We start from the raw sequence: 15,038 nt of genomic DNA on the forward strand, positions 1-15,038 counted from the left end.
AAAATAAGAGGAAGTATGCAGTATCAAAATATTGTTGAGGGAAAGTTTTTGGACCGTCCAAATCGTTTTATTGCCCATGTGGAGATAGAGGGTAAGGAGGAAACGGTGCATGTGAAAAATACCGGGCGCTGTAAGGAACTCTTGCTACCGGGGGTTAAAGTATATTTGGAGAAAAGCGGAAATCCCAATCGTAAGACTGCCTTTGATTTGGTGGCGGTGGAGAAGGCAGGGTTGGGTCTGGTAAACATCGACAGTCAGGCCCCGAATCAGGTGGTTTTGGAGTGGCTCAGAGGCTTTGCCTTCGAAAAGCTAAAGCCGGAGTATGTTTTTCGTGATTCCAGAGTGGATTTTTACATGGAACGGGATATGGCGCTTCCGGAAGCCTTTTGGGAATATGGGGAAAGGGAAGAAAGAAATGGAAAGGAGCAGCAGGCCGAGAATATAAGAATGCAGAGTCAGGAGCTTCTCAATGTATCAGGGAATATCCGTAAATATCTCTTAGAAGTAAAGGGATGTACCTTGGAAAGGGACGGCATCGGTTATTTCCCGGATGCCCCGACGGAACGTGGAGTAAAGCATTTAAGGGAACTTACGAAGGCTATGCAGGAGGGCTATATCGCTATTTTGGCTTTTGTGATTGCTATGCCCAAGGTTTCTATGGTATATCCGAATGTGGAAACCCATAAGGCCTTTGGAGACGCATTGGAAGAAGCCCGGCAGTCCGGGGTAAAGATTCTGTATTTACCCTGTACCGTGACAAAGGGAGGTATGTGGATTTCTTCATAGCTTTTGGCTTGTTTTAAAAGGATGATTTTTTAATTCGAGAATAGTTAGCTTGATTTTTAGAGGAAAGGTATTTTATGAAAATTATAATTTCTCCTGCGAAAAAAATGAAAACATCTGAATTGGATATCCCTCACCAAGGCTATCCTCTTTTTGTGGAATCAGGAGCAGAGGAAAATAGTACATTTTTGAAAGGCGGATTGAATCTGTCGGGAAAGACGGAACGCCTTTTACAATATTTAAAATCTCTTTCTTTTTTAGAGTTAAAAGAGCTTTGGGCCTGTAATGAGGATTTGGCCAGGGAAAATAGTGATAGAGTAGCTAAGATGGATTTGAGAAGAAATTGTAGTCCTGCCATTTTATCCTACGAAGGGATTCAGTATCAGTATATGGCTCCCTCTGTTATGGAGGCCTCTCAACTGGCGTATTTACAGAGCCATCTTCGTATTCTTTCCGGCTTTTATGGCGTGGTAAAGCCCCTAGATGGGGTGGTTCCCTATCGTTTGGAAATGCAGGCAAAGGCGAAGATTGGTACTTCTAAAAATCTGTATGACTTTTGGGGGGAGGATATCTGGACTGCATTGTTTTTGGAAGAGATAGAAGAGCGTTTGCAAAAAGAGGGAGAAAAGTCGTTGGAAAATGAAAATCCTATGCTAATCCTCAATCTCGCCTCCAAAGAATATGCCAAATGTATAGAGAAATATCTTCCCAAGGATAGAATCCTGAGGAAAAAAATCATGTGGAAAGATGAACCGAAAGAATTATCATTTCCCATTCACTACATTAGCTGCGGTTTTTATGAGAAGTCAGGAGAAAAGCTTGTGCAAAAGGGCGTCTATGCCAAGATGGCAAGAGGAGAAATGGTGCGCTTTTTGGCAGAAAATAAGATAGAAAACGCAGAAGAAATCAAGGGCTTTAAGGGGCTGGATTTTAACTTTGAGGATAAACTTTCCACGGAAGATCAATATATTTTCCTTCGAAAATAAAGAAATAGAAATTGACAGAAATAGAAAAGCAAAAGAGTTTTCGTCGTATTAAGCTCTTTTCCTTCCGAAAGGAATGGGAAGGGCTTTTTTTAGAATAATTATATGTACTGAAAATTATAAATGTTTGGAAATCGTTTGGGATTGACTGGAGAGAATAATGGAATTAATAGAATATATAAGACTAAGAAATAAAATGACACAGAGTGAATGGGAAAACTCTTTTGAGAAAGAAGAAAGAGAGATTATTATTCTAAGACATGAAGGTGGTGGTGGAAGTTATTGAAAAAAACGTAGCTTATCCAGAACTTGAAGAACTACTTACAGAGTATAGAAAGCCTGTGGTTATAAAGGATAAAGACCTTTTCTTTGGACACAGCATAGCAGTTAATGGAAGCCCTAAGAAGGGGATTATATCGGCTGATATAGAGGGATGAAACATATCTTGATATTTATGGTAGTGAAAGGAGAAAAATGGAAAAACAAGCACTTATAAATCAATGGTTGTATGAGCAGGAAATAGCTCATATTAAAGGTTGGGATTTCTCACATATTAGAGGAAGATATAAAGAAGAGGATGATCTTCCTTGGGATTTTGAAAACATTATAAAATCCTATTTGAATGATACAGATTACTTATTGGACATGGAAACAGGAGGCGGCGAATTTCTTTTGTCTTTTATGGCAAACGCTAAACATACTGCTGCGATTGAAGGGTATGAACCAAACATCAAAATATGTGAGGAAAGACTTCTTCCGTTAGGAATAGATTTTAAAGCATGTGACGGAGGAGATATTCTTCCTTTTGAAGATAACTACTTTGACATTATTACTAACAGGCATGGTCAATATAACATAAACGAAATTAAAAGAACTCTTAAAAGCGGGGGAGTATTTCTTACGCAACAAGTCGGTGCAGAAAATGACAGAGAACTTGTAGAACTTTTGATAGGTGATGTTGAAATTCCTTTTCCGGAAGCATATTTAAGTATTGCAAGACAGAAATTTGCTGATAACGGATTTGACATTGTGGAAGCAGATGAAGTCTACAGACCGATAGAGTTTTATGATGTAGGTGCACTGGTTTGGTTTGCCAGAATTATTGATTGGGAATTTCCGGGTTTTGAAGTGGAGAAATATCAGGATAAGCTTTTTAAGGCACAGGGAATTCTTGATAAAGAAGGTGTAATTAAGGGGAAAATTCATAGATATTATTTTGTGGCTAAAAAGAAATAATAAATTTTACTTTGTTTTTTGAGTAAAATAGTAAGCCGTAGGAGGACGCAATGGAAGAATTTATAGTAGCTGAGGAGGGCATTCCTTACAATATAGGCTGTGAAGGGGCAACGATAGCATATTATGGAAGTGAGATAGAATTTCATTTTGAAACAGTGCCGCCGCATGGAGATGAGATTTTCTCTGCAAAATTGCCGCTATTGGATGTTAAGCTTCCATTTTGGATGTATGGGAGAAATCTTATATTTTTAGACGCCTATTATATGCTCGCAGAAACTGTAGAGAAGGGTACTTGGGATCCTATAACGAGCAGGCTCATCAACATACATACTGGAGAATACGCAAGCCTTGGCGATTGGTATAATAATGTGAAAGTTAAAGAAAATGAAGTTGAATTAAAAAATGATTATGACGGAAAATCTATGGTTTTAAGGGATGTTAAGGGACTTGATTGGATTTATATAACGAAGGAGAAGAATTATGGCTAAGAAAAGAGTTACCCTGCCAAAAGACTTTGATGAATTGCTTAAAGTGGGAGATATTGAAGCACTTAAAGCTGTCTATGATAAATGTGAGCTTACTGCCTATGATGGAAAATTCGGTTTGCGCACTGCACTTCATTACAAGGGCGTACCTGATGAGCTTGTTATCTGGCTTGTTAAGCAGGGCCTTGATGTAAATATACCTGACTATTATGGATGCACACCTTTGTACAGTCAGGCAAGCTTTGGCATGGATACAGTAAAACTGCTTTATGAGCTGGGAGGAGATATACAAAAGCCAAATAGATATGGAAATACGCCGCTTCATGTGGCAGCAGAGTATTTCCGCCCTAATACAGTACGCTTTTTGATTGAAAAGGGTGCAGATGTCAATGCTAAAAATGAAAGAGGCGAAACTCCGCTACTAGCTGCTCTTACAGCGTGCGGAGGAATAAGGGTAGTGCCTTTGGCCCAAATTGCAGAAATGTTAATAAAGGCAGGTGTAGAAATTACGCCTGAGATGGCAGAAAAAGTAGAAATAATCGGTAAGGATTTTGAATTCCACAGGGATAACTTTAGTGAAGCTTCCTGTGAAGAGGTAGATACAGCCCTGTCAAAGCTCTACAATATCTTTGGTGCAAAGCCTGTGGCAAAAAGAATAATACATGACGGCGTTTCTCCTATTCTTGTAAAGGGGAGCACTTGGAAAGAGCAGTATAATGAGCTTTGGGATTTACTAATTCCATCTACAGGAGCCGCAAAAACAGTTCAGGGAGAGGTTATCCGCATAGCAGGCAGGGTGGACGATGAAATTAACAGAAACGGTGGAATAAACTGGGATAGGAGTTATAGAAATATGCTAAATTCGCTGCCGGTTCATTTTGCAGAAGGAAATGCGCTGTCAGAGAAGGAGATAGAAGAGAGTAAGGTGCTTATTTCAAAGATAGATGGAAAAGGTTTGGCTGAGGATGGTGTAATTACAAGATTATGCGAGCTTGCAGTTAGTTGGGTAATCTTAAACCCTAACCCAATTCCGCTAGGCGAAATAAATTATAACAGATAATAATCACAGGAGATTGCAGATGATTACAATAAAAGACATAGGAGATTTTGAATCTGTTCCCGGGATTGTAAGTGATATTATAAACGGAGATACATTGGCTTTAGATAAGCATTTATCTGAGGGCTTCGATATAGAAGAGGATATAAAACTCGGTAAATATACAAGACTCTCCCCTTTAGGCCTTACCCTGATTATGGAAAGCTTTGATTCTGTAAAGTGGCTGGTGGAAAAGGGAGCAAATCTGAACGTAAAAGGGAATCCTTCATTCTTACTTGCAGTAAGGTATTGCGATGAAGCTATAATCAGATATCTCGTAGACCATGGAGCAAAGGTAGACGGTGTCAATAATGTAAAGTTAGAGGCCTTTAGTCAGGCATTATATGGTGGAAAATACGATAATCTTGCTCTAATCCACGAATTAGGTCATAGAATAGAAAAATACGGCGGACAGGCATTTCGTAGTGCAGTTTCAGACAGAAATTATGAAGTGCTTGATTTCTTTATAAAGAACGGAGTTGATATTAACTACAATGCAGCAGATTCAGTATATCCATTTAAGCCTACTCCGCTTTGTGTAGCTGCCAGATATGTGGATCTTAAAATGTGTAAATATCTTGTAGAAAATGGTGCAGATGTGACAATTACTGAAAAAGACGGGATGCGTCCGTACAGCATCGCAGTTGAGAATGGCGATGAGGAAATGGCTGCATATTTTAAGGGGTTAGAGCCTGATAGCTATCACAGTCTGCATAATAAGTTAGATGAATTAAAGCCATTTAAGCTATCTAAGGCAGTTATGGATTTTCTTCAAGGTGAAGAACTGCATTTTGAACTTAAAGACTGCGATTTTAAGTGGATTGAGTTTTTCTCTCTGACGGATACGATACCTATGAAGAAAGGTAGAGCCAAGTTTCTTCGTATATCAAAGTCTACAGGAGATTATGATCATGTTTACATAGTTTGGAATCCAAAGACAAAGAAGGTAGCTTTTTATGATGAGGAACACGAGGAAATGCGAGATATGTGCGATTTTTCTGAAATTATAAATGATATGCCATTATATATGCAAAAAATAATTGAAGGTGAGTACGAGTAATACAACAGGGGGTGAAGTGTATGCAGATAGTCGATAACTTAAAGCAGATAGTAGAGTATGTTTGTGAGAATTTTGAGGAACTGGATATGGATGACCCTGTTGAAGAGGGATATCTCGATGATTACGAAGAAATCCTTGTAGCTACAGAGAAAGTACGTTATTCCCATTACCCTTAGTGTCAATTGTGTAGCGTTCTGTATTTCGTTTATAAATACTCTCTATAAAACTTCGGAGATATCCGGAAAGACAATTAGACAAGCTGTCCATAAAAACATACAATACAACAAGATTTTTTCATTTGTGATTTTGAAAATTTTTAAGCGCGGGGGAAGGCATGAACGGTATTTCCAAGGAATGTGGGGAAGTTAGTAGTGTAGAAGAACTTTTGGAACAGGAAGAAGGGAGCAAAACAAAGCGAGAGAAAAATCTCGATCTTTTGATTCAATTGAGTCCCTTTTTGATGGGAGTTCTGGCACTTTTAGAATACTTCTATGTTCCTAACCATCACGGGTTTGAGGCAAGTTACGTTTATGCCTTTTTTTTATTGCTTTTATTATTGGGAAATGGAATTTCTTTTCTGCTTTGCCTTAGGGGGAAAAGACAAAGAAAGAATTATCTTTACCATGCTCCTTTTCGTGCTTTTGTGTTTTTTTTGTTCATGCTCTATGATTCCCTGACCCTAAAAAGCAATATTTTGATTACTCCATATTTTCCCAGTATTGACAAGGTGCTTTCTTCTATGGTGCAGGATAGAGCGTACCTGTGGGAATGTACCATGAGCTCTTTGTTTTTATTATTTTGCGGTTATTTTTCCGGACTGATTGTGGGGCTTTTTACAGGAATTGCCTGTGGATATAACAAAAAAATAAATTACTGGATTGAACCTTTTATGAAACTCTTGGGCTCAATTCCCAGTACTACATGGATTCCGATTGTCATGGTTTTAGCGACTTCTTTGTTCCGGGGAAGTGTCTTCATCATTGCGCTGGGCGTTTGGTTCTCCATTACCTTAGCAACAATTACCGGCATTCGGAACATGGACAAGTCTTATTATGAGGCGGCAAGAACTTTGGGGGCAAAGGAGAAGGATTTGATCCTGGAAATCGCTATACCCTCGGCCTTACCCAGCATTTTCCAAGGTATGGTTCAGGCCATGAGTTCAGCTTGTATGGCTTTGATGGTTGCGGAAATGATTGGTGTGGAGTCCGGACTTGGCTGGTATATCACCTGGCAAAAGAGCTGGGCGGAGTATGGAAAAATGTACGGTGCCATTATTCTCATCTGCGGTATCTTTGTTACCGTGAATTTTCTTTTAAACAGCATCAAAAAACGAGTGCTTCGTTGGCAGGAAGGTATGCTGAGGGATTGATAAGAAAAGGATTAGAAGAATGAGAACTGACAGTTGGCTGAAAGAAAGAACCTGTCCGGAAAGGAGTAGCTCTTGGGATTAGTAATAGAAAATGTTTCAAAAAGTTTTGCCCGTAAGGAAAAGGAAATTACCTTCGCTCTTTCTCCTGTGAATTTGCAGGTGAAGGAAGGAGAATTTCTTTCGATTGTAGGCCCCAGCGGATGTGGTAAATCCACTTTGCTTCGTTTGGTGGCCGGATTAATTCCTCCCACTTCGGGAAGACTAATGCTGGATGGGCAGGAAATAGAAGGAACGGATGCCAAAAGAGGCATGGCCTTCCAAAAGCCCACTCTTTTTCCATGGTTTACGGTTGAGGAAAATATTGCGTTTGGCCCCAGAATGCAGGGAAAGAAAAAACCGGAAGAGATAGAGAGAATGTTGGAGTTGACACATTTGACTAAATTCCGAAAGGCTTATCCTCACGAATTATCCGGGGGAATGGCGCAAAGAGTAGCTTTGGTAAGAACCATGATTAATGAGCCGGAGGTCTTTTTACTGGATGAACCCCTGGGAGCATTGGACGCCTTTACCAGAATGCAGATGCAGGATGAACTACTCCTTTTATGGAAGGAAAAGAAAAATATGATGTTGATGGTGACCCATGATGTGGATGAGGCCATTTATATGGGTACCAGAGTCATTGTTATGGCTAAGGCGGGAGGCAGTATTTTAAGGGATATTTCTATTGATTTGGATTATCCCAGAAAAAGGTTGGATTCCAAGTTTTTATCTTACCGTGAGGAAATTATGCGTCTTCTTGGGGTGGATCAGGAGGAAGAGTCAGCTTAAGGAGTTTCTTAAAACTCATACAAAACGTAATGGAAGTCTTAGAGAGGCCTTATAGAAGTAGTCTTATGAAGGCCAATGGGAATATTGGAACATGGCGTTTTGCGATGGGTTTTTAGATAAATAGGAACAAGAAATGTACAGGCAAGAAGAGGAGTGTATGATGAAAAAGACATTGAGACAGCTGGGAATGGCATTGGCTTTTGCTTCCATTTTTTCTATGACGGCTTGCAGCAGTCAGGTGGGAAAGCAGGCGGAAACGACAAAGGCGGAAACAGGAACTTCGGCCGAAAGTCAGGAAAAGGCTGAGGGCGATAAGGAAAGTACAGCACAGGAAGCAAAGCAGGAGAATGGAGAACAGCAAACCGAAGAAATCAAGGGGGGATTTTCCGACCGTCCGGAGGCAAAGGATATTGTGTATCATCCCTTAAAGCTTACTCCGGAAGAGGAAGAAGCTTGGAAAAAAGAGCCTGCTTATGGCAAGGATATCCAAATCGGCTATAATGGAGGACTTTGCACCGGAACCTTCGGTACTGCCCAGGAAGAGGGATTTTATAAGGCAGAGGGCTTAAGTACAGCTATCAGCCAGATGACCGAAGCTAAGGATGCGGTAGCCACAGGAAAGGTGGATATTGCCGCAGACCATTTGGCTTCCGTTTTTGTTCCTGCGGTAAACGGATTGAATCTGGTATTTACAAAAGGTGCTCACAGTGGCTGTAAGACTTTATATGTTCTTAAGGATTCCGATATTCAAAGTACCGCGGATTTAAAGGGAAAGACGGTTTCTTTAAGCGACGGTATCGGAAATTCCGACCATAATATTGCTCTTCGTTTCTTTAGTAACGACGGCATTAAGCCTGAGGAAGTGAAGTACAAGGTGGTTGCCAATGATGCAGTGATTATGGCTTTACAGAATGGAGAAGTGCAGGGAGCCATGATGTCCGATATGTTTGCACGGAAATTTGTAGATGAGGGTATTATTCGTCCAATTCGTTCCCTTACTACTGATCCTGACTTCAAGATTGAACCTTGCTGTGTACAGATTATGAATGCGGATTTTGCTAAGGAAAATCCTATTACAGCCAAGAAATTAGAGAACGCCAGCATCTATTGCAGCCAGTGGATTGAGGACAATAAGGAGACCTTCGTAGATCTTCTTTTGGAAAAGAACTGGGCAAGTGGTGATAGACAGAAGGTCTTGGATTTTGCCAATTCTCTGAATTTTGTTCTTAGCGATGAGCAGACGGAAACGGCTATGAGAAAGGTTATTAAGGATTATCAGTCCTTTGGACTATTGGATAAGAATCTGAAGGAAGAAGAAATTGTGGAAAAATTCTGGAAGCCTATGGATTAATATTTTTATCTAGTGCATTTATCTATAAGTATGGATAGTTTGTAAAAAAAAACCTTTTACTTTCTTTTCACTGTGCTAAAATAGACATAGTTCAAAAAATGAAGAAGAAGTGCGTTTAGTGCTTCTTCTTTTGTTCGTAACGAGTTCTTAAGATAGAAGGAGCAGAAAAATGGAAGCAGAGCAGGAGCACAAGCTACAGAAAAGGATTTTAAACTATGTGCAGATTATTGTAGGCTGTTTTATAACGGCTTTTTCCGTAAACTGCATTTTGGTGCCGAATAAGCTGTCTACCAGCGGAGTAACAGGATTGTCTCAGATGGCGGAACGTTTTATCGGGATTCGCTACACCTATATTTATTACTTTTTCAGTATTACCATACTGATTTTAGCTTTTATTTTTCTGAAACGAGAAGAGTTTATGAAGATTATCTTCGTTTCTTTTCTCTATCCTACTTTATTGGTGCTTACGGGAATGTTTGACTTTGTCTTCGTGCAAGGAGAAATGTTTTTGGTGTGTATTTATTTCTCTTTGTTTTATGGTGTTGGCTCCGGCTTGGTTCTTCGGGCGGGGGTAACCTTCGGCGGAACGGATACTGTTGCCAGAATCTTGAACCGGAAGGTTTTTAAAGGTGTTCCCTTAAGTAAAGTCATGCTTTTCCTGGACGGTTCCATTCTGATTTCTCTGGGCTTCGTTTTCGGAAAAGATATTGCACTTTATGCTTTGGTTAACCATGTGATTTGTATTTATATTATGGACTATATGCTTTTCGGTTTCCGTCAAAAGCTTTATAAGGTCACCATTATTCCATTTATCAAAGATGATACGGAAGACATTACCAAGTATATTTTGGGGCTTGGCCGTGGAGTTACCCAAACAAGAGTTGTGGGAGCCTATACAAAAGAAGAAAAGATTATGCTTTCCTCTATTTGTTCCCCCAGACAGTCGGCCATGATTCGTAAGTACCTTGCGGAGCATTTTCCCAGAGCCTTTATGGAGGTGGCACCAATTGTGACCGTATACGGCATAGGAGAACGCTTTGTGCGAATTAAAGGAGAAGATTAAAAGATAATAATAAAAAAGGATTTTCTGAGCAATATAGGTCTGAATTGGGGCATGCTCTCGCTAGCCTCGCCTTGCGCAGTGAAGGACTGCACTCGCTATAAGAAGACGCTCTGATACAGTGTGGGACTATAATTAGGGCACGCTCCCGCTAACTTCGCCTTCGCAGCGGTACTAACTTCAAGCTTCGCTTTAGCTCGCTTTCAGTAAGTACCGGCGGGCTCAGATTGCCCTTATTATAGCTCCACACTGTATCATTCGCTTCAATTATTGACTTTACAGTCCTTCTTTTCGCCGGTCTTTCACAAGTATCAGGCTCAGACTACCCCATATTCAGACCTATATTGCAGAAAATCTCCTTACTATTTTGATTTTCACAGCGCCTTTTTGTTTTGAGAATACTTTTGATGTTCCCTTAATACAAAGGCAAGCCAGGGGAAGAGTATATAACCGAAAACCATAGCAAAGATGGCATAGAAGTTCGGCTCTATAAAGCCATCTTTTTTACTGCTGAATTGTGCGACCCAGTTAAATTGACTGAGCAGGAAGAGGGTTAAGAGAATGGCCAGGACGGATAAGGGCACATCCAGGATAAAGCTTTTGATGGGCTTTTCAATGATTTCTCCCTTTTGTTTACCGTAGTAAAAGCATAGTACAGCCAAAGGTACCAAAAGGAATTGTACGAATCGGGCAATGGAGCTGATAATCATAATGCCCTTCATATCGTAATGGAAGGCCATAGGAATCATAATCGCCCACAAAATGCTGAATACAAAGGCGGCATAGGGAAAGCCTCCTGCAGTTCTCTTAGTGAACACGTTGTTTACCTGTCCGTCCTTGGCCATTGCCTCCAAAAGTCTGGGGGTATGAAAGGAAGCCGCAATATTAATACCGAACATGGAGATAAAGGCACCTAAAACGATGGCGTTTTGCAATACGGGATTTGCAAAAATGTCGGCTAAAACCACAACATTGCTTGAGTTTAGCAGTGCCATGGGATTCAGCTGCATGGATACAAAAACAATGCCCAAGTAGATAGCGGCAATCATGAAGATGGATAAGGGCAAGGCTTTTGGAAGGTTTTTTTCCGGCTTTTCCATATCGGAAGAACCGCTGGCTACTCCTTCAAAGCCGGTAAAGGCATAAAAGGCTGCTACAATGGCTGTGACAAAGGATTTACTGCTTAAAGCGGGAACGGTGCCGCTACTGTTTCCGGGTACCAGCAGAGACAGGTCTGCGGTTTGCCTATGCCGTAACAAGAAGAAAATTCCTGCCAGAATCGTGAGAGATAGAGCCAATACCTTTCCTAATGTAGATATGTTGGAAACAAATTCCAGAACCTTGAGCCCGAACAGATTAATGATAAAGAGGACCAGCATCAAAAGAATAAAGCCTACTGTTACCAAAGCAAAGCTATTGGTGTCCAGACCAAAAATCTGCAGGACGGTTTTTACTACGCCGGTGGCCATCACGCCCCAGGCAATGCTGGCGGAAACGAATCGGGTGATTCCGATATAAAGTCCGGCATTTTCACCGAAGGCTGCTTCTACGTAAGCATAGGCTGCTCCACTCTTCACCACATAGCGGGAGGCGGAAGCAAAGCTTAAGGCTAAAATTACGGCGAAGCCTGCAGCGCAGAGATAAGCAAGCGGCGCATAGGAGCCTACCTGTTTTACAACAGAACCGGGTGATAGAAAGATTCCGGTTCCGATAATGGAATTAATCGTTAATAATACGATGGACCAAAAGCCCAACTTTTGCGATTTACTCATTTGAACTCCTTTAATTTAATAGAAGACCCGAAATATTTCGGGTCGACTTTTCCCGGGATTTGACAGATAAATTCTAAGCTTTTCCGTTCAAATTGTGATATTCCTTACAGGCTTCCACCAGGGCAAGGAATATTTTTTGAATATCTTCGTACTTTGCCTGTAACATTTCCGGATGGAACTGGACTCCGATACCGAATGGATAGTCCTTTAATTCTATTGCTTCGATTACATTATCCAAGGCTCTTCCGGAAACGCTTAAGCTTGCAGGAACCTCCTTAATCGCCTGATGGTGAAAGCTGTTGATATGAAGCTCTTCCTTGCCTAGAATCTTAGCCAGCCGGCTGCCTGCTTCTATTTTCATGCTATGGGTAGGAATAGAAGGTCCGTGCCCCTGAGAATGCTTAAAGCTTTCCGTAGTCTTTAAGGAAAGATCCTGGTAAAGACTTCCTCCCTCTGCCACATTCATTAACTGATATCCGCGGCAGATTCCCAAAATGGGAAGTTTTTTCTCTTTCGCCAGACGATAGAGTAGAAAGTCAAATTCATCTCTTTCGGGACAGATTCCCTGTAGCTTTACATGGGGCTCCTCTCCGTAACGGTAGGGAGCAATATCCTGTCCCCCTGAAAAAATAATGCCGTCAACAAGCTCTAAGCTAGCTCGCAGATTTTCCTCGCAATCCTCCATAGGGATCATAAGAGGTACTGCTCCCGCAGCGATAACGGCAGAAACATAGTCCTTATTCACATAAATTCTTTCATAGCCGGGGAATCCGCCCCCCTGATCCACAAGCACACTGGTGGAAATACCGATTACTGTTTTTTTCATAATGCATCCTTTCATACTATTTTATCGCTATGCTATTATGCCATAAATGTATTTTATGGGAAATTGGATTTTTGGAAAAGATGAGATAACTTTACAGAAAAATGCAGAAAAAAGACATAAAAAAGACAATTTAAGGAAGCGCTTTTCTTTTTTCTTATCAGAAAATAGTGTATGATGAATTTGTTTGGAAAAGGAGTAGAGAATGAAGATTATCGGAATAGTTCCCCCCTCTCGCCTTCGGGAGACGGAAAATCCCTATGAAGACAATGCTATTTTTCATGAGCTTTATACCAAAAGAGTGGAAGAAGCGGGCGGTATTCCTATCGGAATTATCGGTGTGGACGGTACAGTAAAGGAAGAGGCTTTAACTCTTTGCGATGCTTTTTTACTTTGTGGAGGAAAACGGATTTTTCCCTATCATTTTCAAGTTATTGCCCATGCCTTGAAAACCGGAAAAAAGCTCTTGGGCGTTTGTCTTGGCATGCAGGCTATACACAGTTATTTTATTGCCAAGGAAGAGCAGAGGAATCGTCCCGGTAAGAGTATTTTGGAAGTCTATGAGGAAATGAAGAAGGAGCGGTATTTCTTTGTGGAACCGGTGGAGGGGCATTGGAAATGCAATCCCAACCGGGGAGAAGAGCATTTGGTGAAGCAGGAGATTCGGATTATAGAGGATTCCGCTCTAAGAAAGCATTTTCCCGGGGATAGAATTCAAGGAGCCAGTATGCACCGTTATCGGATTACTAAGCCGGCAGAGGATATCCGGGCTGTGGCTTTTGCGGAGGATGGCGGAATTGAGGGCATTGAATACGGAGAGAAAATGCTGGGGATTCAGTTCCATCCGGAAATTGACCAAAGCTTTCCCGGAATTTTCCGATTTTTGACAAAATAAAGAAGAGGTATTTGAGATGAAAAGCAAATCTATTGCAGGAAACTATCGTTTTTTATTGATTTTGATTTCAGCCATGGTATTGGGCTCTATAACAGGCTATGCGGCACCGGATTTTGCCCACGGCATTAAATTTTTGGGAGACCTGTTTATCCGCATGATGTTCTGCGTGGTGGTGCCTATGGTATTTGCCTCTATTGCAGGGGCGGTTGCCAATATGAAGAGCCGGAAGAGAGCCGGAAAAATTATGGGGGTTACGGTGCTCAGCTTCGTGATTACCGGAGCCTTCGCGGCCATTGTCTTTTTTGTACTTTGCCAGATTTTTCCACCGGTTTTACAGCCCTGGAAGACTCTTAGTGCAGAAGAGGTGGGAGAGCACGCCAGTCTTACGGAAATGGTGCTGAACTTTTTTACCGTGGAGGATTTTGTGGGACTTCTCTCCAGAAGAGCCATGCTTCCTTTAATCGTTTTTTCCGTACTTTTTGGTTTTTCCGTGAATTTAGCAGGAGAGTCCGGTAAGAAGGTAGCGGAGTTTTTGGATAGCCTGACAGCGGTCATGATGAAGTTTGTGCAAATCGTAACCTATTATGCGCCCATTGCCTTCTTTGCGATATTTGCAGATTTGGTTGCAAGCTATGGCCCTCAGATTACGGAGAGCTATGCAAGAGCATTGGTTTTATATTATCCGGTTTGCTTTATTTATATTTTCACGGCATTCCCTTTGATGGCTTATATCGGCGCAGGAATGGATGGAGTGAAAATGATGATGTCCCATATTTTAAAGCCGGCGATTGTGGCTTTGGGAACCTGTTCTTCAGTGGCTACCATTCCTACCAATATGGAGGTGGCGGAGGAAAGCGGAATTTCCAAGGATGTGTCCGATATTGTGCTTCCTTTGGGAGCGACCATGCACATGGATGGTTCCTGCTTCTCCTGTGTACTAAAGATTTGCTTTGTAATGGGAGCTTTGGGAACTCCTGTGAGCTTTGCCCAGCTTCCGGTGATTGTACTGGTTGCGGTATTTTCTTCTGTGGGAATGAGCGGTGTGCCCGGAGGCGGATATATCGGAGAGTATATTATTGCCAGCATTTTCTTCCCTAATCAAATGGAGGTGGCCTTCCCTATTCTGGTTGCTATCGGCAATCTGGTGGATCCACCGGCAACCATGATTAACTCAGCAGGTGATTATGTGGTTTCCTTTATCGTTTCCCGTTTTGTAGATGGTAAGGACTGGATGAAGAACGCTTTAGCAAAGAAAGCTAAGGCATAGAGAAAAACGCTTTAGCAAAGAAAGCTAAGG

The 15,038-nt window shown here is 41.3% G+C and carries 17 protein-coding genes; 15 read left to right on the plus strand and 2 right to left on the minus strand.

Going from position 1 to position 15,038, the window contains the following annotated elements; translation table 11 throughout:
- The first annotated feature begins 15 nt into the window (after nt 1-15).
- The 13 genes from RYO92_RS09910 (at nt 16) to RYO92_RS09970 (ending at nt 10,254) form a co-directional block, all read left to right on the plus strand.
- Nucleotides 16-786, plus strand: coding sequence for a DNA/RNA nuclease SfsA (locus RYO92_RS09910; protein WP_315370293.1), 771 nt, complete (start codon nt 16-18; stop codon nt 784-786).
- A 74-nt stretch (nt 787-860) separates the two neighbouring features.
- Nucleotides 861-1,769: a peroxide stress protein YaaA gene (gene yaaA / locus RYO92_RS09915; RefSeq protein WP_315370278.1), complete on the plus strand. Its 909-nt coding sequence runs from the start codon at nt 861-863 to the stop codon at nt 1,767-1,769.
- Nucleotides 1,770-1,926: 157 nt separating this feature from the next.
- Nucleotides 1,927-2,052 carry a hypothetical protein gene (locus tag RYO92_RS09920; RefSeq protein ID WP_315370279.1) on the plus strand — a complete coding sequence of 42 codons (126 nt, stop codon included), beginning with the start codon at nt 1,927-1,929 and terminating at the stop codon, nt 2,050-2,052.
- Nucleotides 2,039-2,203: a hypothetical protein gene (locus tag RYO92_RS09925; RefSeq protein WP_315370280.1), complete on the plus strand. Its 165-nt coding sequence runs from the start codon at nt 2,039-2,041 to the stop codon at nt 2,201-2,203. Before RYO92_RS09920 ends, RYO92_RS09925 begins: the two co-directional genes overlap by 14 nt.
- A gap of 37 nt (nt 2,204-2,240) precedes the next feature.
- Nucleotides 2,241-3,002, plus strand: a complete 762-nt coding sequence (locus tag RYO92_RS09930; RefSeq protein ID WP_315370281.1) for a class I SAM-dependent methyltransferase — start codon at nt 2,241-2,243, stop codon at nt 3,000-3,002.
- Between the two features lie 50 nt (nt 3,003-3,052).
- Nucleotides 3,053-3,490 (plus strand): hypothetical protein, encoded by a 438-nt coding sequence (locus RYO92_RS09935; protein ID WP_315370282.1) that lies wholly within the window; start codon nt 3,053-3,055, stop codon nt 3,488-3,490.
- Nucleotides 3,483-4,547 (plus strand): ankyrin repeat domain-containing protein, encoded by a 1,065-nt coding sequence (locus tag RYO92_RS09940; protein WP_315370283.1) that lies wholly within the window; start codon nt 3,483-3,485, stop codon nt 4,545-4,547. Before RYO92_RS09935 ends, RYO92_RS09940 begins: the two co-directional genes overlap by 8 nt.
- A 19-nt stretch (nt 4,548-4,566) precedes the next feature.
- Nucleotides 4,567-5,643: an ankyrin repeat domain-containing protein gene (locus tag RYO92_RS09945; RefSeq protein WP_315370284.1), complete on the plus strand. Its 1,077-nt coding sequence runs from the start codon at nt 4,567-4,569 to the stop codon at nt 5,641-5,643.
- Nucleotides 5,644-5,663: 20 nt separating this feature from the next.
- On the plus strand, nt 5,664-5,819 hold the full coding sequence (locus tag RYO92_RS09950; RefSeq protein ID WP_315370285.1) for a hypothetical protein: 156 nt from the start codon (nt 5,664-5,666) through the stop codon (nt 5,817-5,819).
- A 158-nt stretch (nt 5,820-5,977) separates the two neighbouring features.
- On the plus strand, nt 5,978-7,012 hold the full coding sequence (locus RYO92_RS09955) for an ABC transporter permease (RefSeq protein WP_315370286.1): 1,035 nt from the start codon (nt 5,978-5,980) through the stop codon (nt 7,010-7,012).
- 72 nt (nt 7,013-7,084) lie between these two features.
- Nucleotides 7,085-7,840 carry an ABC transporter ATP-binding protein gene (locus tag RYO92_RS09960; RefSeq protein WP_315370287.1) on the plus strand — a complete coding sequence of 252 codons (756 nt, stop codon included), beginning with the start codon at nt 7,085-7,087 and terminating at the stop codon, nt 7,838-7,840.
- Nucleotides 7,841-8,000: 160 nt separating this feature from the next.
- The gene (locus RYO92_RS09965) at nt 8,001-9,191 is read left to right on the plus strand and encodes an ABC transporter substrate-binding protein (RefSeq protein WP_315370288.1); all 1,191 of its coding nucleotides are present in this window, start codon (nt 8,001-8,003) and stop codon (nt 9,189-9,191) included.
- Nucleotides 9,192-9,360: 169 nt separating this feature from the next.
- Nucleotides 9,361-10,254 carry a YitT family protein gene (locus RYO92_RS09970; protein WP_314833510.1) on the plus strand — a complete coding sequence of 298 codons (894 nt, stop codon included), beginning with the start codon at nt 9,361-9,363 and terminating at the stop codon, nt 10,252-10,254.
- A 371-nt stretch (nt 10,255-10,625) separates the two neighbouring features.
- Here the strand turns inward: RYO92_RS09970 and RYO92_RS09975 are convergent, their stop codons facing one another.
- Both RYO92_RS09975 and RYO92_RS09980 read right to left on the minus strand, forming a co-directional pair.
- Nucleotides 10,626-12,023, minus strand: coding sequence for an APC family permease (locus RYO92_RS09975; protein ID WP_315370289.1), 1,398 nt, complete (start codon nt 12,021-12,023; stop codon nt 10,626-10,628).
- Between the two features lie 73 nt (nt 12,024-12,096).
- The gene (locus tag RYO92_RS09980) at nt 12,097-12,849 is read right to left on the minus strand and encodes a gamma-glutamyl-gamma-aminobutyrate hydrolase family protein (protein WP_315370290.1); all 753 of its coding nucleotides are present in this window, start codon (nt 12,847-12,849) and stop codon (nt 12,097-12,099) included.
- Nucleotides 12,850-13,051: 202 nt separating this feature from the next.
- Here RYO92_RS09980 and RYO92_RS09985 point away from each other — a divergent pair, with 202 nt between their 5' ends.
- On the plus strand, nt 13,052-13,741 hold the full coding sequence (locus RYO92_RS09985; protein WP_315370291.1) for a gamma-glutamyl-gamma-aminobutyrate hydrolase family protein: 690 nt from the start codon (nt 13,052-13,054) through the stop codon (nt 13,739-13,741).
- A 16-nt stretch (nt 13,742-13,757) separates the two neighbouring features.
- Complete coding sequence (locus RYO92_RS09990; RefSeq protein ID WP_315370292.1) at nt 13,758-15,008, plus strand: dicarboxylate/amino acid:cation symporter; 1,251 nt, start codon at nt 13,758-13,760, stop codon at nt 15,006-15,008.
- Nucleotides 15,009-15,038 lie beyond the last annotated feature (30 nt).

The organism is Oribacterium sinus (assembly GCF_963553175.1).
Taxonomy (GTDB): domain Bacteria; phylum Bacillota; class Clostridia; order Lachnospirales; family Lachnospiraceae; genus Oribacterium; species Oribacterium sinus_B.